Origin of the sequence: Rhizobium leguminosarum bv. viciae USDA 2370, assembly GCF_002008365.1 — a bacterium.
Classification (GTDB): domain Bacteria; phylum Pseudomonadota; class Alphaproteobacteria; order Rhizobiales; family Rhizobiaceae; genus Rhizobium; species Rhizobium leguminosarum.
The window spans coordinates 215,439-241,207 of record NZ_MRDL01000007.1 but is presented as its reverse complement, the minus strand read 5'-3'; the positions used below and the strand labels follow the sequence as shown (position 1 = coordinate 241,207).

Genomic DNA, 25,769 nt, shown 5'->3' with positions numbered 1-25,769 from the left:
GACTGCGGGGTCAAACCCCGCAGCCCTCTCGATCCTCAGCTCGATTTCGCCATGGCGGCGGCGAGCTGGTCGACATTGTATTTGAACATTTTCTCATAGGTCGGCGCCGGCCCCTTGGCGTCGGACAGGGATTCGACATAGAGCTCGCCGCCGGGCTCGGCACCGGTTGCCTTGGCGACCTGCTTGACCAGGCGCGGATCGTTGGAATTCTCGAAGAAATAGGCTTTCACATGCTCGCCCTTGATCTGCTCGATCAGCTTGGCGACGTCGGCGGCCGAGGCCTCGCTTTCGGTGGACAGACCAAGCGGGGCGAGGAAGCTGACATTATATTCGCGGCCGAAATAACCGAAGGCATCGTGGCTGGTCAGCACCTTACGGCGATCCTCGGCCACCTTGTCGAATTTCGCGTGGGCGTAGGCGTTCAATTCATCCAACGTCTTTGTGTACTTCTCGGCATTGGCCTTGAAGGCGGCGGCGTCGGTGGGATCGGCCGATGACAGCGCCTTTTCGATATTGGCGACCCAGACCTTGACGTTGACGGGGCTGTTCCAGACATGCGGATCGGTGATTTTTTCGCCGTCCTCTTCCATGGTGCGGGTGTTGATGCCTTCGGAAACGGTGACCGGCTTGCCCTTATAGCCCGAGGCGGTGATCAGCCGGTCCATCCAGCCCTCCAGCCCCTCGCCGCTGACGAAGGTAACCTGCGCCGCGTTCAAATTCTTCGCATCGGCCGGCGACGGCTCGAATTCGTGGGGATCGCCGTTCGGCCCGACGAGGCTCGTCACCTTGACGTGCTCGCCGCCGACCTGTTTCACAACATCGGCAAGCACGGTGAAGGACGCCACAACCTTCAGCGTTTCGGCGGAGGCGGGCATGGCCGACAGCGCCATCAAAGCGGGGATTGCTGCGGAGAGAAGCAGTCTGTGCGATGTCATCGAAGTCTCCTTGGGATCAGCCCTTCAAATGCGGGCGGGGAAAGAAGCGCCGGGCCAGGCCGGAGGGCGCGAAAAGAATAGAAAGGCCGTAGAGGATCGCCGCCGTCATGATGATCGTCGGGCCGGAGGCGAGCTCGAGATGGTAGGAGGCGATCAGGCCGAGATAACCGGATGCGGCGGCACTTGCGGCTGATATCGCCATCATCACCGGCAGGCTGCGCGACCAGAGCTGGGCGACGGCTGCCGGCAGCATCATCAGGCCGACCGCCATCAGCGTGCCGAGCGCCTGGAAGCTGGCGACGAGGTTCAGCACCACGAGCAGCAGGAAGAGCACGTGATAGGCCGGCCCACGCCCGCCGACGGCGCGCAGGAACCCCGGATCGAAGCATTCCGCCACCAGCGGCCGGTAGATGAAGGCGAGGATGACGAGGGTCATCGAGGTGATCGCGCCGATCAGATAAAGGGCGGGCGCATCGATCGCCAGGATGGTGCCGAAGAGCACATGCAGGAGATCGATATTCGAGCCGCGTAGCGAGACAATCAGCACGCCGAGCGCCAGCGAGGCGAGATAGAAGCTGGCAAAGCTTGCATCTTCCTGCAGCACGGTCATCCGGCTGACGGCGCCGGAAAGCAGCGCCACCGACAGGCCGGCGATGAGGCCGCCGAGGCCCATAGCCGTCAGCGACAGCGAGCCGGCGACGAGGTAACCGATGGCAGCCCCCGGCAGCACGGCATGGCTCATGGCGTCGCCCATCAGGCTCATGCGCCGCAGCATCAGGAAGACGCCGATCGGTCCGGAGCCGAGCCCGAGGCAGAGGCAGGCGACGAGCGCGCGGCGCATGAAACCGTAATCGGCAAAGGGCGCCAGGAAGAGATCGTAGGCCGTCATGCCGCCGGCGCCTCTTCAGGTGCGCAGGCATTCGCATCCTCGTCCCAGCGCTCGGCCATGGCTCGCGCCTTCAGGAGATTGACGGAGGACATGACGTCTGCAGTCGCACCCCAGCCGACCAGTTCGCGGGCAAGCAGCAGGGTTTGCGGGAAATGGGCGCAGACGAGCTCGAAATCGTGCAGCACGGCAATCACGGTGCGGCCCTCGCCGTGCCAGCGGGTGACGATATCGATGAGGTCCCTGGTCGTGCGGGCATCGATTGCCGTAAACGGCTCGTCGAGCAGGATGATGCCGGCATCCTGCAGCAGCAGGCGGGCAAAGAGCACGCGCTGGAACTGGCCGGCCGACAGCGACCCGACATGGCGCCGGCCGAAACCTTCGAGGCCGACTGCCGACAGCGCCTCGCCTGCCCTTTTCATCTCGGCGGGCGCGATGCGGCCGAAGGCTCCCGTCTTCTTCCAGGCGCCGAGCATGACGGTGTCGATGACCGAGATCGGAAAGCGGCGGTCGATCTCGGCCGCCTGCGGGAGGTAACCGAATTCCGCCCGCCCCAGCCGGTGCTCGACCCTGCCTTCGGCGGGGCGAAGCTCGCCCATGATCGCCTTCAAAAGCGTCGACTTGCCCGCCCCGTTCGGCCCGGCGATCGCCGTCAGGCTGCCCGAGGCGAAGGCGCCGGAGACATGATGGACGGCGGGGTGCCTGTTATAGGCGACGGTCAAATTCTCCAGACGGATCAGCGGCGTCATGGCAAGAGAACCGCCCAGTGGATCGCCAGCCAGAGCACGGCAAGGACCAGCGCCATGCCGATCATCCTGGATAAAGCCGACTGTCCCAGCAGGCTGACGGAGGGGCGATCGGGGCTCGGGGGCATGGCGCATCCTACAATGTAATAACATTACGGTTATGTTATAACGATTGCGGCGAGATTGAGGCGAAGGCCAATCCCAGATTCATCGCTAAGCTAAATACGGGCAGCATTCGACATGAGATGATCGCGTGCGTGCACCCATTTGACAGCCATGTGCTGCCGGGCCAGACTTGACACATGATCAGGCCATGGCCCCTACTTGTTGACCATATTCGCAACGTGCGAGGACATTCGGAAGACGAAAAATTCTCGTCTGCCTTGCAGGGCATTGAGCAACTTGCCGATTTCATCGCTCGAAGTTCGCTTCGGAGTGCGCTGTTCGGATGGACATCGATGGCTGATCTATGCGTCCAACAAACCGACCATGCCCCTCCCTCGGTGCCCTACCTTCGGATTTCAGCGCAATCATCGGGCCTGATAGAGTTTCGCTATATCGACACGCATGTGGAACGCCGGCAATGGACGCGGACGGAAACGCCAGAACGAGCTGTTCAAAGGCTTAGGACCTTCTTGGGCCAACTTCATTGGGTTTCAGGTCCTGACAGCTTTGCTGCCATCCCGAACTAAGATTTTGCGGCCTGGCCATCCAAACTCGCACCGGCCCATCCCGCCTTCAATTAGCCAACCAGCGTTACGCAAAGGGAAATGAAAAGTTGACCAGATCGCCTCCTGACGTTTGCGATGCTCTGGGTTTCTGCTTCACGCTCGATCGACACGGTTGGAGCGATCTTCTCATCTCTTGCAATGGCGGAATAGTGAGGTGCCGCATCAGTGACGTGTTCTCGGATCCAGCATCAGAGCTTCTGAAACTGTGCCGTGGCGTCTTAGCCAACGAGGTCGTGTCCATTGCGCTCTATGATGAACCCGGCGGCCATGCCCTGTCAGTGACCCCGGACGCTCGGCAACAACATACGATGCTGCTTATGATCCAAGAGTTCCCGCTGTGTCATGGGGCCTATGAGCTCACTGGCGATGAGAAAACCATCATCTCAATCCGGGTTAAACGCAAGCAACTGCTCGGGCTGCTCATGGCGGAACTGTGGAAAGTTGGTCGCTTCTTGCTTGAACCTTCGTTTCAAAAGGATCGGCAGCAGGGATTTCCAACAGAGACGCTCCAGGCGCTGAACGAGGAATGGGATGCCCATGAAACCCTCGGTCCATCATTCCTAAAGTGACGAAATGTAACTGTGTCCCATAATACTTTCCATTCGCGAAACTCGCGATGAAGGCGACATTGTTGCGACGCGTCCGATCTCCGCATTCGGGGCGGTCTCTGACATTTGGCGGAGATCGGCCTATGCCGCCCTTCAACCAAAGCCCAAGCCTCTGGCCGCTATAGGCCGAAACGAGTGTATCCTGACCCCTGCATCGTGCTCGAGGAAGGGCAAACTACCCTAGGCCCATACCCTCAGCGCCCGTTCCATCCGGTCGGCGGCATATGTGACGAGATAGGCGATCACCATGTAGATGACGACGGCGATCAGGAAGGCTTCGAGATAGTAGAAGTTCAGCGCCGCGGTCAGCTGTGACTGCGCGAAGATGTCGACGACCTCGATGGCAAATCCCAGCGACAGTGCCTTCATGATCACCATGATAGAGTTGGCAAGATCGGGGATGGCCGCGACGATGACCTGCGGCAGCATCACCCGGCGGAACACCTGGCTGCGCTTGTAGCCCAGGGAGTAGGCCGCATCGGCCTGACCGTTGTCGAAGGAGTTGAGGGCGCCCTTCACGACTTCCGCCTGGAAGGCTGCGACGCAGGCGGTCAGGGCGACGATGAGCGTGATCCAGTTCGGCGTCGAGTGGCCGTTGTAATCGATGCCGACGAGCGAGGTCAGGAACTGCAGCGTCGGCGGCAAGCCGTAATAGGCAAGGAAGATCACGATCACCATCGGAACGCCCTTGAAGACGACCTTGTAGGCGACGACCAGTTCCCGAAGCAGCGGGACCCGCCGGTATTCCACCATCGCAAAAAGGCTGCCGACGATCGTAGAAAAGACAAAGATGCCAAGCGCCATGGCGAGCGTCACCGGGACCGCGCCCAGGATGTCCCAGAGATCGGGCAGAAGGACTTCGGAATCGAACATGTGATGACCTCCTATTCGATCAGACGCTTGCCATCATGGTGGCCTTGGCCGGTGCGGTATTGGGCGCAAACTTTGCGTTTCGCGTTTCGAAAAAGCGCACGACCATCCATGCCACGAGGCATAGCAGCGAATAGATCACCGCCAGCACAAGGTAGGTCTCGAACTGGTACTGATTGTAGTCGCGCTCCATGACGAGATGGGCGGTCGCCATGACATCCGCGGCGCCGATGTACATCACGAGTGCGACGTTGTGGATGAGGTAGATGATCGAGTTGCCGTAGCCTGGCAGGGCGATGTGCACCGCCTGGGGTCCGACGACACGAAGGATCTTCTGAAGGAAGGTGTATCCGAGACTGTCGGCGGCGTCGTGCTGACCGCGTTCTACGGCGAGGTAGGCTGGCCGCAGAACCTCGGAAAGATAGCCTCCATGGTAGAGGCTGAGGCCGACGATCGCCGCGACATTCGGGGACACGAAGTCCTCGACCTCGAACAGAGCGACGACCAGCGGCAGTCCGTAGAAGGCGACGAACAGTTGCAGCACGACGGGGACGCTCCGGGCATAGGACACGTAGAGGTCGGCCAGCTGGCTGAGAACCGGTATCCTGCGTACCCGGAACGTCGTCGCAATCAGGGCCAGCAGGAAGCCGGCGATCATGGCCGTGAACGTGATCGCAAGCGTCAGCGGCAATGCCTTGAGCAGCTCGGGGATCATGATGGAAAGGTCCACTTGGGAACACTCCTTGTTTCAAATTCAGCCTTGATCGTCGGCCCTGCCTTGGGCGTTACTTCATGTAGGTGGTAATGTCCTCGCCGAACCATTTCTGCGAGAGTTTGGCGAGCGTGCCGTCGGCCTTGAGCTCCTTCAGAGCCTTGTCGATGTCTGCGGAGAGCGCCTTGTTCTCCTCGGAGCGATGGATCAGCACGAATGTGTTGTTGATCGCGACCGGCTCGCTTGCCTTGACGTTGAGCTTCTGCTGGTCGATGACCGTCTGCTCGCCAAGGTTCGACGGCAAAACCAGCGCGTCGTATTTGCCGTTCTCGACCTCTTTCAGGCGATCCGGATAGGGAATGCCGGCGCTGGAGGCGGTGATCTCGATCTTGAAGTCGGGATTCTTTTCCTGCCAGGCGGTGGCGAATTTGTAGATGCCGCCGCCGGCCGTCACCGGCACGATCTTCTTGCCGACCAGATCCTTCATCTCGTTGATGCCGCTATCCTTGCGGCTGTAGATCTTGATCAGGCTGGCGCCGATCGGGCTCTCGGGAATGAGGAACTGCTTTTCGCGAGCGGGCGCCCGGTAGTAGCCGCCGGTCGCGATGTCGTACTTGCCGGTCGCAAGGCCGGTCTCCTGAGCGATGTCGGCAGCACCCTCCATCACGAATTTGTACTGGGGCAGCTTGGCGTTGATCGCCTTCAGGACATCGGGTTCGTAACCCTGCGGCTCGACGCCGATGGCACCCCACGAGAGCGGCTTGGATTCGGCAGCCGTGGCGATCTTGATGGTGCGCACGTCCTCGGCATGGGATAGGCCCGCGGTTGCGAGGGCAAAGGCAACGCCGGCGACAGCGAGGCCGAAGGTGCGGCGGGAAGTCGACTTGATGGAAGACATGTCAGGCATCCTTTCTTTACTGGATGGAGTGTTCGGAATTCAGGAACTGGGCAAGGCGCGGGTTGGAGGGCGTGTCGAAGATCTCGGCAGGGCTGCCTTGAGCGGCGACGACGCCCCGATCCATGAAGACGATGCGGTTCGAGATGTTCTTTGCGAACTGCATCTCGTGGGTGACGAGGAGCGAGGTGATGCCTGATGACGTGACGTCCCTGATCACCTTCAAAACCTCGCCGACGAGTTCGGGGTCGAGCGACGACGTCGGTTCGTCGAAGAGCATGACATCAGGCTTGACGGCCAGCGCACGCGCAATGCCGGTTCGCTGCAGCTGGCCGCCGGAAAGCTGGGACGGGTAGCTGTCGATCTTGTTCGAAAGGCCCACCCGCTCAAGCTCCTGCAAAGCGATCGAACGCGCCTCGTCCTTCGACTTGCGCTGCACGACGACGAGCGGATCCATCACGTTCTGAATGACGGTCATGTTCTTGAAGACGTTGAACTGCTGGAAGACCATCGCCGTCCGCAGCCGGATCGCCTGGACCGCGGTGCTGTCCGGCTTCCGGTAGTCCATCCTGACCTGATCGAAGGCGATCGTGCCGGAGGCCGGCTTGGCCAGATAGTTGATGCACTTCAGCAATGTTGTCTTGCCGGTGCCGCTGGGGCCGATGATCGACACCACGTCGCCGCGGTTCACCGAGAGATCGACACCGTTCAGGACCTGGGTGTTGCCGTAGGACAGCTTTAGATCTTTGAGCTCAAGCATTTCGGGTCGGTGTCCTTTCGACAGAGAGGTCGGAAAGCGTCGTGGTCTCGTCGTCGGCCCACTCGTCTCCGAGCAATTCGGGCGTGTCGAACGCCTGGAGATCGGCGAAATGACGCTCGCGGTCGGCGACGAACAACGCCCTGACGATGCCGCGGGCAAGCCGGTCGGCGCCTTCGCTGATTGCGGGAATGTCGCCCGTGAGCTTGCCGTGGCTGAGCGTGGCGGGGAAATTGAAGCAGTGGATGCGGGCCAGCGCCGGGCAGGCGCCCGGCTCAACCTCGAGGAACTCGAACGCGTCGCCGAGGTCCGGCGAGGTTTCAAGCTCGTCGTTTCGCATGTCGGCGGGCACGGGAAAGCGGTCGCGCCACAGACGGATATGCGATGCGACGGGGCCAAGTTCCGGCCGGTTCGTCAGGTCGACCTTGAAGCCGGTGCCGAAGATCAGGAAATCGACGGGATAGCTGCCTTTCGGCGTCGTCACGACGATATGATCGCCTTCCCGTTGCAGCCGGTTGATCGGGCTTGCGAGATGGAGATGGGCCTGCGGGAATGCGCTGACACGCAAGACGCTCGGACGCGGCGGCGGCGTCTGCGAGCGCATGGCGTAGTCGAGAAACCGCCACTTCCAGTCATCCGGCAGACCGGCGAAGCCGTGCACCACGCCCTGGCTGCCGATGCCGGTGAATTTGTTGATCCGTGGCAGGTCGGCCCTGCGCACGAACAGGTCAAGCCGGGCGGCGCCTGCCTCGAGCGCGGTGGCGGCGTTGTCCATCGCCGAGGCCCCGGCGCCGACGACGCCAACCCGTTTGCCGCGCAATGCGGCGAAATCGATTTCGTCGGCGGTGTGAGCCCAGAACTTGCGATCGACGTCATCGGCGATCGGCGGCACGAAGGGGCCGCCCAGGCCGTCGCGGCCCGTCGCCAGCACCACATGGCGCGCGATCTTCGTTTCGGTCCGGCCATCGTGACGGCAGACGACATCGAGCAGGCCGTCGGCGCGCGGACGAATGGCCTCGACGGCGACCCCATTGCGCACCGGCAGGTCAAGCACACGCCGGTACCAGACCAGGTAATCCATCCATGTCTGACGCGGCGCCCTGTCGAGCGCGACCCAGGCATCGCGGCCGTGCAGCGCCTCGTAATAGGCGCGGAAGGTCAGCGCCGGCAGGCCCATCGCCGGCCCGGTCAGTTGCTTGGGAGAGCGTAGGGTTCGCATCCTGGCGAAGGTGACCCATGGCCCCTCGCTTCCGGCAGGCGCCTTGTCGAGAACGACGTGGTTGGCGACGCCGAGCCGCTTCAGCATGGCGGAGGCGACGAGCCCGGCCATGCCCGCACCGATGATCACGACGTCGACCACCCCTTGGCCATCGACGACGCGGGGCGGAACCCAGGACTTGGCCGGCAGCTCCAGCCAGGCGAGGTCCTGCCGCAGGCGTGCCTCGAGCGCTTCGAGACTGTTCGGAAACGCCGAGAGGTCGCTCATGACGGCACCTCCTCGGTCATCGGGCTACCGCCATAGACGGTGTCGGCCAAGGCTTCAACGCCGCCTGCGTCATGCAGCCGGCACCCGGGCATCGCCAGGGCCACCGCGCGCGCCGCATCGATGACGGCGGCGACCGTCGGGGTCAGCGGCATCGCGGCCGGCGAGATGGCGCCGAACAGGAAGGGGATGGTGTGGTCAAGGACGCGCATCACGATCCCCTCGAGCGGAACGCCGCAGACGGTTGCCGGCTCGACGATGGCCGCTCCCAGTCCGGCCCGAACCATGGTGAGGGCCGTCAGCGAGGCGTTGACGTCGATCATCTGTTGCAGCGCGACGCCTGCCCGTTCCAAAGCCTCGTCGATGCGGTGCCGAAGGCGATAGGGATTGGCGAGCGTGATGATGCGGCGCTCGGCGAGATCGGAAAGACGCACCACGTCATTGCTGGCGAGTGGGTCGTTGGCGGCGAGCGCAACGACACAGGGCGCTTCGGCAATCCAGTGCACGTCGAGGCCGGGATGTTCCAGCGGCAGGCTTGATATGCCGAAGTCCGCCGAGCGGGCGAGCACCGCCTGCACGACGTTCTCTGCCGCCAGCGCCTGCACATGGAGATGACGCGGTATGAGGTCCGGCGCGACGGCTGCGATCGCCTGGGGCAGAACGCCGGCCGCAAGTGAAGGCGTGGCCGCGATCGTCAGCGACGGCGGTTCATCGAGACCGATGGCGTTCGCCCGCTCGCGGATATGGGCAAGGCTGGCAAGATGGCGTTCCACTTCGGCATGAAATTGCAGACCGCGCGCGGTCGGGCTGATGCGCGGGCCGCTTCGATGCAGCAGCGCATAGCCGATATCGGCTTCCAGATCCTGAATCAGCCGCGTGACCGCCGGCTGCGATCGTCCCAGCAGCCTTGCCGCCCCGGTCACGCTGCCGGCGGACATCACCGCTGCGAAGGCTTCAAGTTGCCTTATATCGAAAGAGTTAGAATGCATAATGGACATCAAACACTCTCCTTCATGTCAGTAAAGCATGACAATTCTCATTTGACGACTGGCAGTAGATAAAAAATTCACATCGAATGCTCGTTATCATTCCAGTTTGACATAATGAGGCGTCAGGCCTACCTAGGGCTTATGTCCTTTGACGTCTTGAGGAGCTTGTTTTGACACTCATCGAAACTCTTGCCTCTGTGAGCCCGGGTTCAGCCCTCGCGGAAGCCATGGGGAAACGCGCGGAAATCCTGCGCCTCAGTGAAGCGGCCCACGACGCCGTGCTTCTGCCCCGCGATCCCGGCGGACTGTCGCACGGCCTGAGGGCCGCGCTTGCCGCCCGCATGGCGCGCCACAACCGCAGCCCGGCGCTCGCAAGCCACTACGACACGCTCGTTGCCCGCGCCGGCGAAGCGGCGACAGCCTTGCTCGCCGAGCCGGACACGAAGGTGACGGACCCGCGGACTGCGGAGATCGTTCGTCATGCCGACCGGCTGACGCTCGCGCCGCGCGATGCCACGCGCGCCCATGTCGAGGCATTGCGTCAGGTCGGCGTCACCGACGCTGACATCGTCCGGCTCGCGGAGCTTGCGGCTTTCGTCAATTACCAGGTGCGGGTTCTCGCCGGCCTGAAGCTGCTGGGAGAAATGCGATGAGCGAGGTCGTCCACACCTTCACCACCACGGTGCCGCGCTGGCAGCCCTATGTCATTCCGGTCGATTTCGCGACCGCCACCGACGAGCAGCATGCAGCGATGCAGACGACGCCATCGAACAAGGGCATCTCGCCCTATGTGCTGACCCTGGCGCATGATCCCGAGACGCTCGCGGTCCGCTCGCCGCTGTTCAACCTGATCATGTACGGCAAGGACGGACTGGCGGGGAGCGAGCGCGAATTGGGCGCGGTCGCCGCCTCCGTCGTCAACCGCTGCGTCTACTGCGCCGCCGTCCATGCATCCCGATTCAACAATCTGACAAAACGCACTGATGTCATCGAAGCCGTATTCGCCGATGGTCTCGAGGCGACGCTCGACGAGCACCTCCAGGCAATCTTCGACTTTTCAGCCCGACTGTCTACCACACCGCCCGAGGCGGTCGTGGCCGACGCGCAGTCGCTGGCAGATGTCGGGCTCGACGAGTTGGAGGCTCTCGATCTCGTCCTCTCATCGGCCATCTTCGGCTGGGCGAACCGCCTGATGCATACGCTCGGCGAGCCGATGAAGGACTAAAGCGCGTCGCAATCGTGCTGCAACCGGCGACCCGAGAGCGAGCCGATCACACAAGCGAAAAGGGCGACCGAATGGCCGCCCTTCATCTGTCCGGAATGAGCGCTCAGAGCTTCAGCCCCGCACTAACCCGCAACCGCGCCGATTTGTTGCAACAAGCTCAGCAAGTCGGGTTGACCACGCTCTTCGACAAATTTTCCATCAGCGAGGCGGTAAAAGTTCACGGCCTGGACCGTGATCGACTTACCTGTCGGCTCAACGCCAAGGAACGGACCGTGGTGCGTGCCGCGCATTGTGAAGCGTGCGGCTATCTTATCGTCTTCAGCGATGATTTCTTCCAAAGTCCATTGGATGTCGGGAAAGCCGCCTCGCATCATTCCAATGATCTCGAGGTAACCATCCGGGCCGCGCAGAGGCTCTTGCCGCCCAGGGACATGGAAAATCGCCTCCGGAGCAATCAACTCCGCGGCGAGTTGTTCGCTAGCTGTATTTATAAACTCGACAAACCGGCGCATTGCCATTTTGTTGCGTTCCATTGCCATTCCTGTTCTCCTTCAAGCACTGTTTCAAGCTGGATGGTTGCGATCGATCGACGATGAGTTTCGGCTTGTCGAAACGGCGGCGGTGAATTTCATGCGGCGCTCTGGGGAAATCGGCGGGGCATGAAAAGCGGGACCCACGAGACCAACTCACGATAGCGCCGCGTCTTTTCGGAGTGTCGTCATGGTTCTTTGCCACGGCCACCCCACTCTTATCCTCAGAAGGAACCATCTGTCGACTTGGACAATTGCTCGTATGCGCGCAGCGCGTCGAGCTGTCCTTCGAGGGTCGGCTGGTAGGCCGCAAGAGCATCGCTTCCAGCCAGAAATTGCTTTGGCGGATTTTCCATGCCGACGAACTTGACAAGGACGTCGGCCAGCTTTGCGGGATCACCACCCTGTTTGCCGTTGTAGCCTGACCACATGTCTTCAGCGCTGCCTTCGGCGGCGTAGTCCTCGATGGTGCTGGCGGCGTACTTCGCATTCTGGGCGTCGAGCAGATCTGTCCGGAAGAAGCCAGGTGCGACGGCGGTGATCTTGATGCCGAATTGTTCGACTTCCTGAGCAACCGCCTGCGAGAGGCCTTCGACCGCGAATTTCGAGGCGCTGTATGCCCCGCAGTGCTTGAAGCCGACGATCCCGGCAAGCGAACTGATATTGATGATCCGGCCCGACCGCTGCTTGCGCATGACCGGAAGAACCGCGCGCATCGCATACATGACCCCGTAGAAATTGGTCGACATCAGCCCTTCGATTTCGGCGGTGCTCAACTCTTCGAAGTTGCCGAGCAGGCTGTAGCCCGCATTGTTGAGCAGAACGTCGATGCGACCGAACGCCTTCACAGCTTCGTCTACCGCAGTTCTGGCCTGTTCCTCATTGGCGACGTCCAGCTGGACGAATAGAAGGCGGTCGCCTGCGACGTCGCTCAGGGCATTGCGTACCTTGTCGAGGTTGCGGCCGGTCGCGACGACGCGGTCGCCTGCCCTCAGGGCCGCTTTGGCACTGGCAGCACCGATACCGCTGCCTGCACCCGTGATAAACCAAACCTTGCTCATATCTCACTCCTCTTCCTGATGAACCGGAGGATAGATCGCCTAGCGAGGCACGATTAGATGGTATTATCGGCATGAACTTAGAAATGAGATTTATGAATGCGCCGGGAGAACGGACATGCTGACGTCCCGCGCCCAATTAAACCCCACTGGTGTTCAATCCTCCTTGTGAAGGAGGATTGAACCATCCCGTCCCCAAAGACGGGATCCTGTTTAAAGGTGAAGACGTCTGCGTTTAGGCGACGTTGATGTGAGTGGCGAACCAGTCCAGCACCAGTTGCGGGTTCTTCGCGAAATAATTGTAGCCTTGGAAACGCTGGTCCGTGCCTTCTATCCAGAAAAGCTTCTTATCCTTTGAGGAAATCGTGTCGTAGATCTCCTGAACATTAGACGGCTTGGTCAAGAAGTCGTCGCGGACCTGCGCGACCAATGTCGGAACCGTCACCGACTTGGCATATTCCATCGGCCAGACGTCGGAGAGATGATAGCCGGTCCGCTTGAAGTAGGCGGCATCAAACAGCTCGACACCGTTGGCGATTTTTTGATTTTCCATCGCTGTCTGGACAAAGACGGCAGGCGTTACCGGCTGCAATGCAATCATCGCCTTGATGTGGGTGAACTCTTCCGGGTGCTTGTGCATGCCGACGATGGTAGAGTTGGCGCCCAGGCAACGGCTGTAGAGGGCCGTCTTCATGTCCTTGGTGTCGGGCCGCGATTTGGCGTAACGCAGCGATCCGATCACGTCACGATATTCCAGGGTACCATGGGCATTGATGCCACCGCTTCCGGTGCCGCTGCGGCCATGGTTGCGCATGTCATAGGTGATGATGTTGTAACCTGCGTCATGCAGGATCTTGTATTCCGGCAGGAAGTTCACCTCGAAGCCGCCAAAGTCCTGCCAGGGCGCCAGATGCCCCGGATAGCCGTAGCGATTGCAGGGCATCGGGTGGTTCATGATGAGCAACTTGTCGGAGCCGGCGGCTGGAATGAACCAGCCCTCGATCGTGATGCCGTCCATCGCCGGGAAGAAGATTTCCTCATAGTCCATGCCGTATTCGTTCGGCCACCGCAGAACCGGTGTGCGCGTCGAATGCGCCATCAGGTCGGCCATGCCGTTGATGAACGCTTCGGAGTTTGCATCCGGCGCTGTCGCAGCCATGGCCGCCTTGGTATCTGCGGCCTGTGCGCTGGTCGCGGCCGCTGCCATGAGAGGCAGCGTCGCGAGCGCCGCACTGGCTTTCAGAAGTTGGCGGCGGCTGTTGAAAGCACCTTCCTGTGAAACGATCGTATCAGTTTGCTTGGCCATATCAGGCTCCTGTTTGCTTGAGACGTTGCGTTATCGGGACAATCGAGGCAGAGGGCACCGGATAGGGGTGTCGGCACCCTCTGCCACCGTCCGCGTTCACTGCTTGGGAGGAACGAAGCCTTCGGTGATGATCACCGAGCCTTCGGTCGACGCGACGCGAAATTTCCGCGCGGCCGTGTACTGCGGAGAATTGTAGAAGCGCTGCGCGTCAGCCACGCTTGGGAACTCGGCGATGGCCATGACCTTTTTCGGTTCGCCTTCCACCGCCGTCGCATTCAGATTGAACACGATGATCTTGCCGCCGAATTTCGGAGCGAGCGGACCGGCCTCTTCCATGTATTTGTTGTAGCCGGCCTGATCCTTGATCGTATAATTCGCAATCATGTAGCCGGGGGCCTGCGAATCCTGGGCAAAGGCGGTCGTGGTGAGGGTCAAGGCGATGGCGGCAGCCACTCCGAAAGCGATCTTCTTCATTGTGTCGGGTCCTTTGGTTTTTGAGTTGAGGATGATCAGAGTGATCCGTCCGTCGATCTGGACAGTTCGTCATGGGTTCGCATGTCGCTGAGACGGCTTTCTATGCCGGGCGCGATCATGGCGATCGCATCCGTTCCGGCGACGAATATCTTCGGCGGATTTTCCATGGCGGCGACGGTGACAACGGCCGTGCCGAGCTTGTCGGGATCGCCAGGTTGCACGCCATGGAAGCTCGACCAGGTGACCTCGGATGTTGCATCGCCGGCATAGTCTTCGATGCCGCTTCTGGGAACGTAACGAACATTCTGGCTGTCCAGCAGATCCGTGCGGAAGGCTCCAGGTTCGACGGTCGTGAACTTGACGCCGAATGGCTCGACCTCGATCCCGACGGAAAACGCCAGACCCTCGATCGCGAACTTGGTGGCGGAATAGGCACCGCAGTGTTTCAGGCCGATGACGCCGGCTGCGGCGCCGATGTTGATGATGTGACCCGACCGCTGCTTGCGCATGACCGGAAGCACGGCGCGCACGACATGCACAACGCCATAGAAATTAGTGGCAAACTGGGCTTCGATCTGGGGAAGGCTCTGCTCTTCGAAGTTGCCGAGCAGGCAATAGCCAGCATTGTTCACCGCGACGTCGATGCGTCCGAACCGCGCGGCGGCGTCTTCTGCAGCAGCATTGACCTGTACTTCGCTGGTCACGTCCAACTTGATGAACGCAAGATCGTCACCAGCAACGTCGCGCAAGGCATCACGGGCCTTGTCGAGATTTCTGGAGGTGGCAACGACCTTGTCGCCAGCCTTCAATGCCGCTCTGGCGACCCCGGCGCCGATGCCGCTGCTCACGCCTGTGATGAACCAAACTTTGCTCACGCTTAACTCCCTGTTTCGACAGACAGGAAGATAGATGCGCTCGGTCTATTTGATTAGAATGCATAATTTGCATGAAGCTAGAAAGCGGGTTTCTAAATAGACCCGCGTTTAACTGCTTTATGGCCGAGAGTACGCGTCCGGCGCTTTCGGCCCCTGATCAGCTTAAGGCCATAGTGGGCGAGAAACACGAAAAGCCCAATGATCGCCATGTGATGCAGGAAAAAGGCCGACGCCGCAGTCTGGAAATCCCAAAAGTCGAAGCTCATTTGCATGAACAATTTCGATCCGACATCGATCGTGAGCAAGCCCTGAACGCCATAGACGGCGATGGTGATGGCGACCACACGCAAAACAAGCGTCCGCAGTCTGCCCTCGGCCGTCATGCCGAACCTGCTGCTCACCACGCCGATGATCATCGACCAGTGCAGACCCAGGTGAATGGAAGCCATGAGCAGCGCCAGATATGCCGCCGACGCGTGGATCTGGCGCAAGGTGAAGGTGCCGGTCAAAGACAGGAAGCCAAAGACAGTCTGTGAGATGATTATGCTGGTTGCCAGCAAGGTCAGCATGGTGATCAGCAGCGAGAGATTGATCACCCTGGTGACGATACCGCGCGGTTCGCGCCAGCCCTTCGTGATCATGCCGTACCAACGGCGGTTGAAAATGTTGTGGCTGATCAGCAGCAGGAACATCCCCATGCCGATTATCTCATGTGCCGCATTGCCGAGCCAGTTGTAAGCCAGAGCGGCCAGCAACAAGCCGGCCGCCAAGACATCGAGGATCAACCGCAAGAGAAACAGCGGCTTCAAGGGACGTAAGCCCGCATTCTGTCGGTCGTGAACATGAAGTCGTTATCTGCCTGAGACCCGTGGCACGATTGGCATCGCTCGGCGAACGCGGTCCGACTGACCTGCATGTTGGTATCGAACTGCTGAAAATGCCAGTCTCCGGTGCGCTGCTCCTCCGGGACGCTGAGACCCCAGTCCACACCTTTCTCCATGACGAAATAGCCGGTGAGTTTGTAGTCAGCCCAGATGCCCAGGACCAATTGCGTGCCGGGCGGCAGCGGTCGGCCGGACTTCGCGATCTCCAGAGTTTCGCGCGTTGCAAACGCCTCCTCCCTGGAAGAGCCACGGTCGTAGGTCGCATAGTGGACATACTCATCGAAATTCTTTGGGAAGGTTGCTCGGTTTCCGGTTGCCTGCGCCATTGCCGAAGAGCTGAATGGGCCGAAGACGCTGAAGACGATAGCGGCCACGGTCACGACAAGACGTTGGATTGCGGCGAATGGTTGATTGGATTTTTTGGATCTGGCGTCAGCCATAGAGGATTCCCTTGGTTTACCGGAGCGGGATTTGACACGGACAATCGACGACACCGTAGTCCGGCGAAGCCGATCAGATTAGGCGGCGGTATTTGCATGGGCTTAGAAAGCGGGCTTCTTAATCCGCCAAATTGCTGCAGCAATTCAAAGTGCTGCAGCGTCGCGCGTCTGAAAAACGCGCGGCGCCTGGAGGTCGGAAAGATCGCGACGCGCTTTAGGTTGTTTGGTCAACCAGACCCATTTGCATTTCGTTCATGCGTCCGCCATGCACGGTCAGCGCCGCGAGGGCAGTCCCGAACTCGCGGAGGTCGTCAGGTGTCAACTCGACCCGAAGCGCACCCAGGTTCTCATTCAGATGATCGATATTGCGCGTGCCTGGGATGGGAACGATGAACGGCTTCTGCGCCAGCAGCCACGCCAGGGCAATCTGAGAGGGTGTTGCCCCTTTCTTTTCGGCGAGTTGCTTCAACAACGCGACGAACGGCATATTGGCTGCCAGGTTTTCAGGGCTGAAGCGGTCGAATGTCGAGCGCAGATCGGTCTTCGGGTCGAACCGTGTGCTCGCGTCGATTTTGCCTGTGAGATAACCCATTCCCATGGGACCCCACGGGACGAAGCCGATGCCAAGCTCCTCACATGCTGCGAGAACGCCATTGCGTTCCGGGCTCCTTTCCATCACGGAGTATTCGGTCTGGACCGCCGTCACAGGCTGGATGGCATGTGCCCGGCGAATTGTCCCGGCGCTCGGCTCCGAGAGACCGAAGTGCAGAACCTTGCCTTCCTGGATCAACTCCTTGATAGCACCAGCCACATCTTCGATCGGTACATTGGGGTCGACGCGATGCTGATAGAAGAGATCGATGCGATCGGTCTTCAGGCGTTTGAGCGAAGCCTCCGCCACCTGCTTGATCCGTTCCGGACGACTGTTCAGCCCAGCAGTGCCGTCAATTGCAAAGCCGAACTTGGTGGCGATTTTCACCTGATCGCGTATCGGTGCCAACGCTTCTCCGACAAGCTCTTCGCTCGTATACGGCCCATAGACTTCGGCGGTATCAAAAAATGTAACGCCCTTTTCGTGGGCGGCGCGGATGGTGTCGATGCCTTGGGCAGTCGAGGCGGCCGGTCCATAATTGGCGCTGATGCTCATGCATCCAGCTCCCATTTCCGAGACTTCCAGTGTTCCGAGCTTCCGGGTTTTCATCTGGGCTTGTCCTGCCTGGGGAGTGCTTTTGGTTACCTGGGGCTGATCCGACGAAGCGGCCCAGGCCGGCGATGCGACGGTCAACATTGCCCCGGCGAGCGCCGAGTTGATCAAGAAGTCGCGGCGAGCAACGCCCGGATGTTCGTTGGCATTGGAACCCGCATTTGGCTTGTTTTTGTCCATAGGTCGTCTCCTGAACTTTAGCGGCAGAGCCGTCTTTTCATCGAAGGAGGGACGAGCCGTGGCGATCTCGATCACCTCGCCGGCACAGTGATTTTGCGCCCGTCCTCGTGAGGTGAGATAAGCAGCGCAGCACCAGCGATTAGGCCCCATTTTCTGCATGGGGTTAGAAATGGGATTGATGAATGCCGTTACGGTCCCCGGTAACGGAGTGCCTCGACCAGGAGGGAGAAGGCCGGGGTGTGTTGCCGCCGGCTTGGATAGTAGAGGTGATAGCCCGGGAATTGCGGACACCAGTCTTCCAGAACTCGGATCAAACGTCCCTCGGCCACATGGTGAGAAACCTGACTTTCGAAGACATAAACAAGCCCCAGTCCATCAAGGGCCGCGTTTTCGAGCATCTCATTGTCATTAAGAATAAGCGATCCGCTGACGCGCGCCTCCAGCTCGATGCCGTCGCGCTCGAATTCCCAGGCATAGAGACCGCCTCCCCTGCTCTGCCGATAGCTTACGCAAGCGTGACTGTTCAGGTCACGTGGCGTTTCCGGGCGCTTACGGTTGGCAAAATAAGAGGGCGATCCGACAACCGCCATTCGAACCTCGGGGCTCACCCGCACCGAGACCATGTCCTTCTCGACCTGTTCGCCGAGCCTTATGCCCGCGTCAAATCGGCCAGCGACAATGTCCGTGAGCCCTTCGTCGACATTGATCTCAACGATGATGTCCGGATACTCGGGCGCGAGTTTCAGCAATGCGGGCCAGAGCACCATTCGGGCGGCATGGCGAAAGGTGGTGATGCGAATCGTGCCTGCAGGCTTATCGCGAAGGGCGGTGAGCGCGGCAATCTCGCTGTCGATGTGATCAAATGCGGGACGCAGGCTGTGAAACAGCCGTTCTCCCGCCTCTGTCGTCGAAAGGCTGCGGGTCGTCCGTGAAATCAACCGCACATCCAGACGTCGCTCGAGCATTCGAACAGCATAGCTGAGTGCGGACTGAGAGAGGCCAAGCTTTGCGGCCGCGCGCGTGAAACTTCCCTCCTCCACGACGGTGATGAATGCCGCCAGCTCGCTGAAATCACCTTTTCTCATTCATAAACCCCATTTCTAAGTTCATGCAGATTATAGCGGCTAATCGGAATGCCTGTCCTCCATTATTTATTGGCTCATAGAGCAGCGCGAGGACGACGAGATCATGAGCAAGACACAACCGAAACTCTTCGACGCGTTCGCTTTCGCCAAGGGGATCACCCTTCGCAACCGGATTGTCATGGCCCCCATGACGACATGGTCGGGCAATGAGGACGGAACGGTCTCTGACGAAGAGGTCGCGTATTACCGTCGCAGAGCAAAGGACGTCGGCCTGGTGATTACCGGTTGCACCCACGTCATGCCGAACGGCGTCGGCTTCACGGGCGAGTTTGCCTCTTGCGACGATAGCTTCACGCCGAGCCTGCGCCGCCTGGCAGGGGCGGCCAAGAGTGGCGGCGCGCCGGCGATCCTCCAGATCTTCCATGCCGGCAACAAAGCCGTGCCCGAACTGGTTCCAGGGGGCGAGATCGTCAGCGCGAGCGCCGTCAAGGCTGCTGCGGGTGCGTTCAACAATGGCAACATGACAGCGCGCGCGCTGACTCACGATGAAATCCTGGCTGTCGTGGCTGCTTTCGGCGAGGCCACACGCCGCGCAATCGAGGCAGGCTTCGACGGCATCGAGTTGCATGGGGCGCACGGGTTCCTGATTCAGAATTTCTTCTCACCGCTATCTAACCAGCGAGAGGACGAATGGGGCGGTTCGCTGGAGAACCGCATGCGCTTTCCGCTCGCCGTCGCTCAAGAGGTCAAGCGGATCGTCGATACGCACGCGAAGCGGCCCTTCTTGTTGGGCTACCGGATCTCGCCTGAGGAATCTGATGAAGGCGGCCTTCGGCTCGGTGACACCTGCGAACTGATTGATCGCCTCGTCGTGGCCGGTGTGGACTACATGCACGTGTCGCTCTCGAGCGTGCTTCATGCCAAACCTATCCACGATGCCGGCGGCCGTTCCATCGCTGAGCTCATTGCCGAGCACGTCGAGGGCCGCATACCCGTCGTCGCCGCCGGCCAAATCAGAAAACCCGATGAGGCCGAAAAGGCCCTCGAATTTGGCCTGTCGCTCGTCGCCGTCGGCCAGGGGCTGGTGATGAATCCGGAATGGGTTGAACTCGCCCAGAACCAAAGAAGTCATGAAATCGACATTGCGCTCAGCCCACTCACGGTTTCGGAGATCACGCTTCCAGTCAAACTCTGGAACATTATTCGTGCCACGGCGGGCTGGTTCGAAATCCGAACTTAACCTTGCGAAGCGAGGCCGGAGAGGATGGAAGATATCGCACGCTGGCTGGCAAATGACGCGCCTCATAACGGCGTCAAGGAACTGTTTGCCGCCTTCTGCCAACAGATCGTTCGGTCCGGCATGCCAGTCGGGCGCGCCTCCCTGGGGGTCGAAGTGCTGCACCCGGAAGTGAGTGGATGGCAGTAGGCCGAAGCGCAGGCCTGCCTCAACTCTCGAGCGCGTCCAGACGGACATTGGAGAGCTGGAGCCAGGGGGGATTGTCGGCATACATTTCGCGGATAATCTGCTTTATCAATTCGATCCGGCCGCCGGCTTCGTTGCGCCGGTAGCTCATGATGATGGGTGAGGTCGCCCTCTCGTCGGCAATCATGCGATAGCAGACATCGTCCGGTCGCTGGCGCTGCGAGGCCGCGGGAATGATGCACAGGCCGGCGCCGGCTGCGACCATGCCCAGCGCCGTCTGGATTTCGCGAACCTCCTCGACATGCCCGGGATTGACGTTGATCTCGCCGAGCAGGTTCAGCGTCTCGTCCGCAAAGCTTGGCCGGGGCGTCGAGGGATAGATGATCAGGGATTCCCCCTCCAGCTCGCAAAGCCCTATGGGCTCCTTGGCGGTGGATTTGGCATGGCTCTTCGGGAAGGCGACGACAAGCCGCTCCTCTCGGAGCGTCAGCCGTTCGACTTCCCTGTCGTTGAAGCGCACCCGGCCGAAACCCAGATCGATGCGTCGCTCCTTGAGCGCCGTCACCTGTTCCGTCGACATCATTTCCCGGATCTCGATATCGAGATCAGGCCAGCGCTGCCGCATGCGCCTGACGAGGTCCGGCATACCTCCATAGAGGGTGGAGCCGACGCAGCCGATGACGAACCGTTCGCGCTGGGCCTTTCCTATTCTCTGGGTCTGATCACGGATATGCTCGAGCCGGGCCATGATCTGCGAGGCCTGATCGAAGAAGAACCGTCCCGCCTCCGTCAAGCTCAACGGCCGCTTGGACCTGTCGATCAGGTTGACGCCCAGTTCCTCCTCCAGCTGCTGGATTTGCCGGCTGAGCGGTGGCTGCGCGATGTGGAGAATTTCCGCCGCGCGCGAGAAATTGCGCTCGGTGGCGACCGCCACGAAGTAGCGGAGTTGGCGCAGCTCCATTCCTATTATACCTCCTAGGTATAGATTTCGACTAATATGGTCTTGGACCTTACCTTAAACGAGGGCTAACCTTCCTGCAAATAAAGGGAGGAAGCGCAGTGCGTGCGGAAATTCGGATCGTTTCCATCGAGGCTACTATACTCGATCTGCCGACCATCCGGCCGCACACGCTCTCGATGGTCACCATGAACCGCCAGAGCATGACGATCGTGCGCGTTCGCTGCTCCGATGGGATCGAAGGCCTCGGTGAAGGCACGACCATTGGCGGACTTGCCTACGGACCGGAGAGCCCGGAAGGCATGAAACTCACCATCGACGAATATATCGCGCCCCTGCTCCTCGGCTGCGATCCGACGCGCGTACAGGCGACGATGGATCTCGTCCGGAAGGCGGTAAAGGGCAATCACTTTGCCAAATGCGCCGTCGAATCCGCGTTGCTGGATGGCCAGGCCCGCCGGCTCGGCGTGCCGATGTCGGAACTGCTCGGCGGCCGACGTCGTGAGAAACTGCCGGTTGCCTGGACGCTCGCATCCGGAGATACCGCAAAGGACATCGATGAGGCGCAGGCGCTGCTCGACCGACGTCGCCACAAGGACTTCAAACTGAAGATCGGCGTCAAGTCGATCAAGGAGGATATCCGCCACGTGGCTGCCATACGCAAGGCGCTGCCGGACATGGCCTCGGTTCGTGTCGACGTGAACATGGCATGGCGGGAGCGCGAGGCGCGCAATGCGATTGCGGCACTCGGCGATGCGGGTTGCGTATTGGTGGAGCAGCCGGTGTGCGGCGTCGCGCCGCTTGCCCGGCTGACGCGAGTGTCACCGATCGCGATGATGGCCGATGAAGTGCTTGTCGGTCCCGAAAGCGCCCTCGAAGCGGTGACGGCGCACGCAGCCGACGTATTCTCGATCAAGATCGAGCAGGCGGGCGGCCTGTTCGCCGCCGCCAAGGTCATCGCCATCGCCGAGACGGCCGGCATCGGTGTCTATGGCGGCACTATGCTCGAAGGGCCGATCGGCACGATCGCTGCCGCGCAGTTGATGGCCGGCGTGAAGGATCTGCAATGGGGCACGGAGTTCTTTGGTCCGCTGCTGCTGACGGAAGAGATCCTCGCCACGCCCTTGGATTACAGCGATTTCGAACTGACCGTTCCCCAGGGACCGGGACTGGGGATCGAACTGGACGAGGATCGTGTGGCGTTCTTTGTTCGAGGCAGGATGCGCAAGACGATCAGCATTGCCGGATAAGGGAGGCGACCATGCTTTTCCATGTGAGGATGGATGTGAATATTCCCCATGATCTCCCCTCGGCGGAGGCGGCGGAGATCATCGCTCGGGAAAAGGCCTATTCGCACGAACTGCAGCGCAGCCGCAAATGGCGGCATATCTGGCGCATCGCCGGTGAATACGCGAACTACAGCATCTTCGACGTGAAGGACAATACGGAGTTGCACGAGATCCTGTCGGGGCTGCCATTGTTCAAGTTCATGGACATCGAAGTAACGCCGCTGCTGCGGCATCCCTCGGCGATCCGCGAGGACGATACCTAGCGCCGTGTTCGGCGCGGGAACGGGAGCCGCATCGACTTTCTGAACAATGCAAGAGGAGGAAAAAATGAGCGTGAAGATTTTCGGCAGGCCCGACATTCAGGATTTTCTGAGCGTCCTGAGCGGCCTCGACAAGGACGGCGGCAATCCGCGCGTCAAACTCATCGTCCATCGGATCATGTCCGACCTGTTCAAGGCGATCGATGATCTCGACATCACCCCCGACGAATACTGGACCGGCATTGCCTGGCTCAATGAGATCGGCGCCGCCGGCCAGGCCGGCCTGATCTCGCCCGGTCTCGGTCTCGATCATTTCCTCGACGAACGCCTCGACGCGATCGATGAGGCGCTCGGCATCGAAAACCCGACGCCGCGCACGATCGAGGGGCCGCTCTATGTGGCCGGCGCACCGGTCAGTCATGGCTTTGCCCGTCTCGATGACGGCACCGACGCCAATGGTCACACACTGATCATGCACGGCACCGTCTATGGTTCTGACGGCAAGCCGCAGCCGGGTGCGACTGTCGAAGTCTGGCATTGTGACACCCGCGGGTTCTATTCGCACTTCGACCCGACCGGCAAGCAGGCGCCGTTCAACATGCGCCGCACGATCGTGACTGACGAAAAGGGCTGTTACAAATTCCAGAGCATCGTGCCGCACGGATATGGCGTGCCACCGGGCAGCCCGACGGAACAGTTGCTTTCCGCCCTCGGCCGCCATGGCCAGCGCCCGGCGCATATCCACCTCTTCATCAGCGCCGACGGCCATCGCAAGCTGACGACCCAGATCAACATTGAAGGCGATCCGCTGGTCAATGACGATTTTGCCTATGCGACGCGAGACGGCCTGGTTCCGGCCGTGATCGAGCGCAGCGACGAAGCCAGCATCAAGGCCAATGGTCTGAGCGGCCCGTTCGCCGAGATCACGTTCGACATCCATCTGACCGCTCTGGTCGATGGCATCGACAACCAGATCAACGAACAGCGCAAACGCGCCGCCGCGTAAACGGCAAGGGCGGCGGCTGAATGGCCGCCAGCCCGCATATCATCGTCACCATCGACACTGTTGCAAGGGTTGCGCCGGTTACCGCGCACTTTGCGGGAGAGAAGCCATGTCTGCGATCATCGACAAAGCAAGAGAACTCGATCATCTGCTCGCCACTGCCGTGCAGGACGACAAGGAAGCCGGTCTATTCCGTTGCCGCCGGGACATCTTCACCGACGAAGACCTCTTCGAGCTGGAGATAAAGCATATCTTCGAAGGCAACTGGGTTTATCTGGCCCATGAGAGTCAAATCCCAGAGAACAACGATTATTACACGACCTATATCGGCCGGCAGCCGGTCGTCATCACCCGCGACAAGAACGGCGAACTGCACGCGGTCATCAACGCCTGCGCCCACCGCGGCGCGATGCTGTGCCGCCGCAAGCACGGCAACAAGGGCAGCTTCACCTGCCCCTTCCACGGCTGGACCTTTTCCAACACCGGCAAGCTGCTCAAGGTCAAGGACGAGAAAACCACCCAGTATCCGCCTCAGTTCGCGCAGAACGGTTCGCACGACCTCAAGCGCGTTCCCCGGTTCGAGAACTATCGAGGCTTTCTGTTCGGCAGCCTGAATGATGCGGTCGCGACGCTCGAGGACTATCTCGGCGAGACGAAGGTTATCATCGACCAGATCGTCGACCAGGCGCCGAACGGGCTTGAAGTGCTGCGGGGCAATTCGTCCTACATCTACGACGGAAACTGGAAGCTGCAGATGGAAAACGGCTGCGACGGTTATCACGTCAGCTCCGTCCACTGGAACTATGCCGCGACGATGGGGCGGCGCAAGGAAGAGGGCACGAAGGCGGTCGACGCCAACAGCTGGAGCCGTTCCGTCGCGGGTGTCTATGGTTTCGAGAACGGTCACATCCTGCTGTGGACCAACACCATGAACCCCGAGGTGCGTCCGGTCTACGACCAGCGAGACGAGATCGCGGCGCGCGTCGGTGCCGAGAAGGCGAATTTCATCGTCAACCAGACCCGCAACCTCTGCCTTTACCCGAATGTATTCCTGATGGACCAGTTCAGCACGCAGATCCGCGTGACCCGCCCGATCAGTGTCGACAAGACCGAAATCAACATCTTCTGCTTTGCGCCGAAGGGCGAAAGCGAGGCTGATCGCCAGCTCCGTATCCGCCAATATGAGGATTTCTTCAACGTGTCCGGCATGGGCACTGCTGACGACCTGGAGGAATTCCGCGCCTGCCAGGCCGGCTATGCCGGCACCGCGGCGCTCTGGAACGACCTGTCGCGGGGCGCGCCGCTGTGGATCGATGGTCCGGACGAAAACGCCAAGCAGATGGGCATCGAGCCGCTGCTGTCCGGCGAGCGCAGCGAGGACGAAGGCCTGTTCGTCCGCCAGCACGAATACTGGGCCAAGGTGATGCGCCAGGCGCTGTCCGCTGAAAAGAACGGAGTTGTCGCATGAGCATTTCCTATGACGCCATCTGCGCGTTCTTCTATCGGGAAGCGCGGCTCCTGGACGATCGCGAGTGGGACGAATGGCTGACCTGCTATGCACCCGACGTGACCTACTGGATGCCGGCCTGGGATGACGACGACCGGATTACCGAAGACCCGCAGTCGCAGATTTCGCTGATCTATTATCCGAACCGCGACGGCCTGGAAGACCGGGTATTCCGCATCAAGACCGAGCGCTCCGGCGCTTCCACGCCGGAACCGCGCACGAGCCACAATGTCACCAATGTCGAAGTGCTGGCGCATCGGGGCGACGAAGTCGACGTGCGCTACAACTTCCACACGTTGAACCACCGCTACAAGGTAACCGACCACTTCTTCGGCACCATGTTCGCCACGCTGCGCAAGGACGACGACGCACTGCTGATCGCGCGCAAGAAGATCGTGTTGAAGAACGACTACATCCGCCAGGTTATTGACGTCTATCACGTTTGACAGGCGTCGC

General features: G+C 60.6%; 30 protein-coding genes. 10 read left to right on the top strand and 20 right to left on the bottom strand.

Features of this window, described 5'->3' with window-relative positions; translation table 11 throughout:
* Window positions 1-35: 35 nt before the first annotated feature.
* From BS629_RS04080 to BS629_RS40200, 4 genes are read right to left on the bottom strand one after another with little or no spacing between them, the layout of a single operon-like run.
* On the bottom strand, window positions 36-935 hold the full coding sequence (locus BS629_RS04080) for a metal ABC transporter substrate-binding protein (RefSeq protein WP_018245136.1): 900 nt from the start codon (window positions 933-935) through the stop codon (window positions 36-38).
* Window positions 936-951: 16 nt separating this feature from the next.
* The gene (locus BS629_RS04075) at window positions 952-1,824 is read right to left on the bottom strand and encodes a metal ABC transporter permease (RefSeq protein WP_018245135.1); all 873 of its coding nucleotides are present in this window, start codon (window positions 1,822-1,824) and stop codon (window positions 952-954) included.
* A complete protein-coding gene (locus tag BS629_RS04070) occupies window positions 1,821-2,570 on the bottom strand; it encodes a metal ABC transporter ATP-binding protein (protein ID WP_018245134.1) in 750 nt (249 codons plus the stop codon). Before BS629_RS04070 ends, BS629_RS04075 begins: the two co-directional genes overlap by 4 nt.
* Complete coding sequence (locus tag BS629_RS40200) at window positions 2,567-2,695, bottom strand: hypothetical protein (RefSeq protein WP_018245133.1); 129 nt, start codon at window positions 2,693-2,695, stop codon at window positions 2,567-2,569. Before BS629_RS40200 ends, BS629_RS04070 begins: the two co-directional genes overlap by 4 nt.
* Before the next feature lie 650 nt (window positions 2,696-3,345).
* On the opposite strand from BS629_RS40200, the gene BS629_RS04060 reads away from it, so the two are divergent.
* The gene (locus BS629_RS04060; RefSeq protein WP_018245132.1) at window positions 3,346-3,867 is read left to right on the top strand and encodes a hypothetical protein; all 522 of its coding nucleotides are present in this window, start codon (window positions 3,346-3,348) and stop codon (window positions 3,865-3,867) included.
* A gap of 219 nt (window positions 3,868-4,086) precedes the next feature.
* On the opposite strand, the gene BS629_RS04055 is transcribed toward BS629_RS04060, so the two are convergent.
* Genes BS629_RS04055 through BS629_RS04030 form a run of 6 tightly spaced genes read right to left on the bottom strand, consistent with a single transcriptional unit; the run spans window position 4,087 to window position 9,621 of the window.
* Window positions 4,087-4,779: an amino acid ABC transporter permease gene (locus BS629_RS04055; RefSeq protein WP_018245131.1), complete on the bottom strand. Its 693-nt coding sequence runs from the start codon at window positions 4,777-4,779 to the stop codon at window positions 4,087-4,089.
* A 19-nt stretch (window positions 4,780-4,798) separates the two neighbouring features.
* The gene (locus BS629_RS04050; RefSeq protein WP_018245130.1) at window positions 4,799-5,506 is read right to left on the bottom strand and encodes an amino acid ABC transporter permease; all 708 of its coding nucleotides are present in this window, start codon (window positions 5,504-5,506) and stop codon (window positions 4,799-4,801) included.
* A 55-nt stretch (window positions 5,507-5,561) separates the two neighbouring features.
* A complete protein-coding gene (locus BS629_RS04045; protein WP_018245129.1) occupies window positions 5,562-6,386 on the bottom strand; it encodes an amino acid ABC transporter substrate-binding protein in 825 nt (274 codons plus the stop codon).
* A gap of 16 nt (window positions 6,387-6,402) precedes the next feature.
* Entirely contained in the window at window positions 6,403-7,143 is a 741-nt protein-coding gene (locus BS629_RS04040) for an amino acid ABC transporter ATP-binding protein (RefSeq protein WP_011650774.1), read from the bottom strand.
* The gene (locus BS629_RS04035) at window positions 7,136-8,626 is read right to left on the bottom strand and encodes an NAD(P)-binding domain-containing protein (protein WP_018245128.1); all 1,491 of its coding nucleotides are present in this window, start codon (window positions 8,624-8,626) and stop codon (window positions 7,136-7,138) included. Before BS629_RS04035 ends, BS629_RS04040 begins: the two co-directional genes overlap by 8 nt.
* Complete coding sequence (locus BS629_RS04030; RefSeq protein ID WP_018245127.1) at window positions 8,623-9,621, bottom strand: LysR family transcriptional regulator; 999 nt, start codon at window positions 9,619-9,621, stop codon at window positions 8,623-8,625. Before BS629_RS04030 ends, BS629_RS04035 begins: the two co-directional genes overlap by 4 nt.
* A gap of 161 nt (window positions 9,622-9,782) precedes the next feature.
* Here BS629_RS04030 and BS629_RS04025 point away from each other — a divergent pair, with 161 nt between their 5' ends.
* Both BS629_RS04025 and BS629_RS04020 read left to right on the top strand, forming a co-directional pair.
* Window positions 9,783-10,265 (top strand): CMD domain-containing protein, encoded by a 483-nt coding sequence (locus tag BS629_RS04025; protein WP_018245126.1) that lies wholly within the window; start codon window positions 9,783-9,785, stop codon window positions 10,263-10,265.
* A complete protein-coding gene (locus BS629_RS04020; protein WP_018245125.1) occupies window positions 10,262-10,837 on the top strand; it encodes a peroxidase-related enzyme in 576 nt (191 codons plus the stop codon). The genes BS629_RS04025 and BS629_RS04020 overlap by 4 nt, the downstream gene beginning before the upstream one ends.
* 122 nt (window positions 10,838-10,959) lie before the next feature.
* Here BS629_RS04020 and BS629_RS04015 read toward each other — a convergent pair whose 3' ends face one another.
* From BS629_RS04015 to BS629_RS03975, 9 genes are all read right to left on the bottom strand, one after another.
* Window positions 10,960-11,376 (bottom strand): ester cyclase, encoded by a 417-nt coding sequence (locus BS629_RS04015; protein WP_018245124.1) that lies wholly within the window; start codon window positions 11,374-11,376, stop codon window positions 10,960-10,962.
* Between the two features lie 215 nt (window positions 11,377-11,591).
* Window positions 11,592-12,428: an SDR family NAD(P)-dependent oxidoreductase gene (locus BS629_RS04010; RefSeq protein ID WP_018245123.1), complete on the bottom strand. Its 837-nt coding sequence runs from the start codon at window positions 12,426-12,428 to the stop codon at window positions 11,592-11,594.
* A gap of 232 nt (window positions 12,429-12,660) precedes the next feature.
* A complete protein-coding gene (locus BS629_RS04005; RefSeq protein ID WP_018245122.1) occupies window positions 12,661-13,731 on the bottom strand; it encodes an alpha/beta hydrolase family protein in 1,071 nt (356 codons plus the stop codon).
* A 96-nt stretch (window positions 13,732-13,827) separates the two neighbouring features.
* Entirely contained in the window at window positions 13,828-14,205 is a 378-nt protein-coding gene (locus BS629_RS04000) for a DUF1330 domain-containing protein (protein WP_018245121.1), read from the bottom strand.
* A gap of 35 nt (window positions 14,206-14,240) precedes the next feature.
* On the bottom strand, window positions 14,241-15,080 hold the full coding sequence (locus BS629_RS03995) for an SDR family NAD(P)-dependent oxidoreductase (RefSeq protein ID WP_018245120.1): 840 nt from the start codon (window positions 15,078-15,080) through the stop codon (window positions 14,241-14,243).
* Window positions 15,081-15,172: 92 nt separating this feature from the next.
* Complete coding sequence (locus BS629_RS03990) at window positions 15,173-15,889, bottom strand: DUF4405 domain-containing protein (RefSeq protein WP_018245119.1); 717 nt, start codon at window positions 15,887-15,889, stop codon at window positions 15,173-15,175.
* Window positions 15,886-16,404, bottom strand: coding sequence for a cytochrome P460 family protein (locus BS629_RS03985; RefSeq protein ID WP_018245118.1), 519 nt, complete (start codon window positions 16,402-16,404; stop codon window positions 15,886-15,888). Before BS629_RS03985 ends, BS629_RS03990 begins: the two co-directional genes overlap by 4 nt.
* A 214-nt stretch (window positions 16,405-16,618) precedes the next feature.
* On the bottom strand, window positions 16,619-17,788 hold the full coding sequence (locus BS629_RS03980; RefSeq protein ID WP_018245117.1) for an aldo/keto reductase: 1,170 nt from the start codon (window positions 17,786-17,788) through the stop codon (window positions 16,619-16,621).
* A gap of 188 nt (window positions 17,789-17,976) precedes the next feature.
* Window positions 17,977-18,873, bottom strand: coding sequence for a LysR family transcriptional regulator (locus tag BS629_RS03975; RefSeq protein ID WP_018245116.1), 897 nt, complete (start codon window positions 18,871-18,873; stop codon window positions 17,977-17,979).
* Between the two features lie 103 nt (window positions 18,874-18,976).
* Between BS629_RS03975 and BS629_RS03970 the strand changes: the two genes are divergently transcribed.
* Both BS629_RS03970 and BS629_RS39105 read left to right on the top strand, forming a co-directional pair.
* Complete coding sequence (locus BS629_RS03970; protein ID WP_018245115.1) at window positions 18,977-20,113, top strand: NADH-dependent flavin oxidoreductase; 1,137 nt, start codon at window positions 18,977-18,979, stop codon at window positions 20,111-20,113.
* A 24-nt stretch (window positions 20,114-20,137) separates the two neighbouring features.
* Window positions 20,138-20,299, top strand: coding sequence for a hypothetical protein (locus BS629_RS39105; protein ID WP_018245114.1), 162 nt, complete (start codon window positions 20,138-20,140; stop codon window positions 20,297-20,299).
* A 19-nt stretch (window positions 20,300-20,318) separates the two neighbouring features.
* Here the strand turns inward: BS629_RS39105 and BS629_RS03965 are convergent, their stop codons facing one another.
* Entirely contained in the window at window positions 20,319-21,257 is a 939-nt protein-coding gene (locus tag BS629_RS03965) for a LysR family transcriptional regulator (RefSeq protein WP_018245113.1), read from the bottom strand.
* Between the two features lie 98 nt (window positions 21,258-21,355).
* On the opposite strand from BS629_RS03965, the gene BS629_RS03960 reads away from it, so the two are divergent.
* The 5 genes from BS629_RS03960 to benB all read left to right on the top strand — a co-directional run bounded on the left by BS629_RS03960 (window position 21,356) and on the right by benB (window position 25,759).
* Entirely contained in the window at window positions 21,356-22,504 is a 1,149-nt protein-coding gene (locus tag BS629_RS03960) for a muconate/chloromuconate family cycloisomerase (protein ID WP_018245112.1), read from the top strand.
* Between the two features lie 11 nt (window positions 22,505-22,515).
* A complete protein-coding gene (catC, locus tag BS629_RS03955; protein WP_018245111.1) occupies window positions 22,516-22,806 on the top strand; it encodes a muconolactone Delta-isomerase in 291 nt (96 codons plus the stop codon).
* Window positions 22,807-22,870: 64 nt separating this feature from the next.
* Window positions 22,871-23,809, top strand: coding sequence for a catechol 1,2-dioxygenase (gene catA / locus BS629_RS03950; RefSeq protein WP_018245110.1), 939 nt, complete (start codon window positions 22,871-22,873; stop codon window positions 23,807-23,809).
* A gap of 106 nt (window positions 23,810-23,915) precedes the next feature.
* Window positions 23,916-25,274, top strand: a complete 1,359-nt coding sequence (locus BS629_RS03945; RefSeq protein ID WP_018245109.1) for a Rieske 2Fe-2S domain-containing protein — start codon at window positions 23,916-23,918, stop codon at window positions 25,272-25,274.
* Window positions 25,271-25,759 (top strand): benzoate 1,2-dioxygenase small subunit, encoded by a 489-nt coding sequence (benB, locus tag BS629_RS03940; protein ID WP_018245108.1) that lies wholly within the window; start codon window positions 25,271-25,273, stop codon window positions 25,757-25,759. The genes BS629_RS03945 and benB overlap by 4 nt, the downstream gene beginning before the upstream one ends.
* Window positions 25,760-25,769 lie beyond the last annotated feature (10 nt).

Coding starts and splice junctions, on each gene's coding strand:
- BS629_RS04000 (WP_018245121.1), bottom strand. CDS start 14,205: ATGAAGAAGATCGCTTTCGGAGTGGCTGCCGCCATCGCCTTGACCCTC.
- BS629_RS03970 (WP_018245115.1), top strand. CDS start 18,977: ATGAGCAAGACACAACCGAAACTCTTCGACGCGTTCGCTTTCGCCAAG.
- BS629_RS04005 (WP_018245122.1), bottom strand. CDS start 13,731: ATGGCCAAGCAAACTGATACGATCGTTTCACAGGAAGGTGCTTTCAAC.
- BS629_RS04080 (WP_018245136.1), bottom strand. CDS start 935: ATGACATCGCACAGACTGCTTCTCTCCGCAGCAATCCCCGCTTTGATG.
- catC (WP_018245111.1), top strand. CDS start 22,516: ATGCTTTTCCATGTGAGGATGGATGTGAATATTCCCCATGATCTCCCC.
- BS629_RS03985 (WP_018245118.1), bottom strand. CDS start 16,404: ATGGCTGACGCCAGATCCAAAAAATCCAATCAACCATTCGCCGCAATC.
- BS629_RS39105 (WP_018245114.1), top strand. CDS start 20,138: ATGGAAGATATCGCACGCTGGCTGGCAAATGACGCGCCTCATAACGGC.
- BS629_RS04030 (WP_018245127.1), bottom strand. CDS start 9,621: ATGTCCATTATGCATTCTAACTCTTTCGATATAAGGCAACTTGAAGCC.
- benB (WP_018245108.1), top strand. CDS start 25,271: ATGAGCATTTCCTATGACGCCATCTGCGCGTTCTTCTATCGGGAAGCG.
- BS629_RS03945 (WP_018245109.1), top strand. CDS start 23,916: ATGTCTGCGATCATCGACAAAGCAAGAGAACTCGATCATCTGCTCGCC.
- BS629_RS04035 (WP_018245128.1), bottom strand. CDS start 8,626: ATGAGCGACCTCTCGGCGTTTCCGAACAGTCTCGAAGCGCTCGAGGCA.
- BS629_RS04015 (WP_018245124.1), bottom strand. CDS start 11,376: ATGGCAATGGAACGCAACAAAATGGCAATGCGCCGGTTTGTCGAGTTT.
- BS629_RS04010 (WP_018245123.1), bottom strand. CDS start 12,428: ATGAGCAAGGTTTGGTTTATCACGGGTGCAGGCAGCGGTATCGGTGCT.
- BS629_RS04040 (WP_011650774.1), bottom strand. CDS start 7,143: ATGCTTGAGCTCAAAGATCTAAAGCTGTCCTACGGCAACACCCAGGTC.
- BS629_RS03980 (WP_018245117.1), bottom strand. CDS start 17,788: ATGGACAAAAACAAGCCAAATGCGGGTTCCAATGCCAACGAACATCCG.
- BS629_RS04020 (WP_018245125.1), top strand. CDS start 10,262: ATGAGCGAGGTCGTCCACACCTTCACCACCACGGTGCCGCGCTGGCAG.
- BS629_RS04045 (WP_018245129.1), bottom strand. CDS start 6,386: ATGTCTTCCATCAAGTCGACTTCCCGCCGCACCTTCGGCCTCGCTGTC.
- BS629_RS03965 (WP_018245113.1), bottom strand. CDS start 21,257: ATGGAGCTGCGCCAACTCCGCTACTTCGTGGCGGTCGCCACCGAGCGC.
- catA (WP_018245110.1), top strand. CDS start 22,871: ATGAGCGTGAAGATTTTCGGCAGGCCCGACATTCAGGATTTTCTGAGC.
- BS629_RS04070 (WP_018245134.1), bottom strand. CDS start 2,570: ATGACGCCGCTGATCCGTCTGGAGAATTTGACCGTCGCCTATAACAGG.
- BS629_RS04055 (WP_018245131.1), bottom strand. CDS start 4,779: ATGTTCGATTCCGAAGTCCTTCTGCCCGATCTCTGGGACATCCTGGGC.
- BS629_RS03975 (WP_018245116.1), bottom strand. CDS start 18,873: ATGAGAAAAGGTGATTTCAGCGAGCTGGCGGCATTCATCACCGTCGTG.
- BS629_RS04075 (WP_018245135.1), bottom strand. CDS start 1,824: ATGACGGCCTACGATCTCTTCCTGGCGCCCTTTGCCGATTACGGTTTC.
- BS629_RS40200 (WP_018245133.1), bottom strand. CDS start 2,695: ATGCCCCCGAGCCCCGATCGCCCCTCCGTCAGCCTGCTGGGACAGTCG.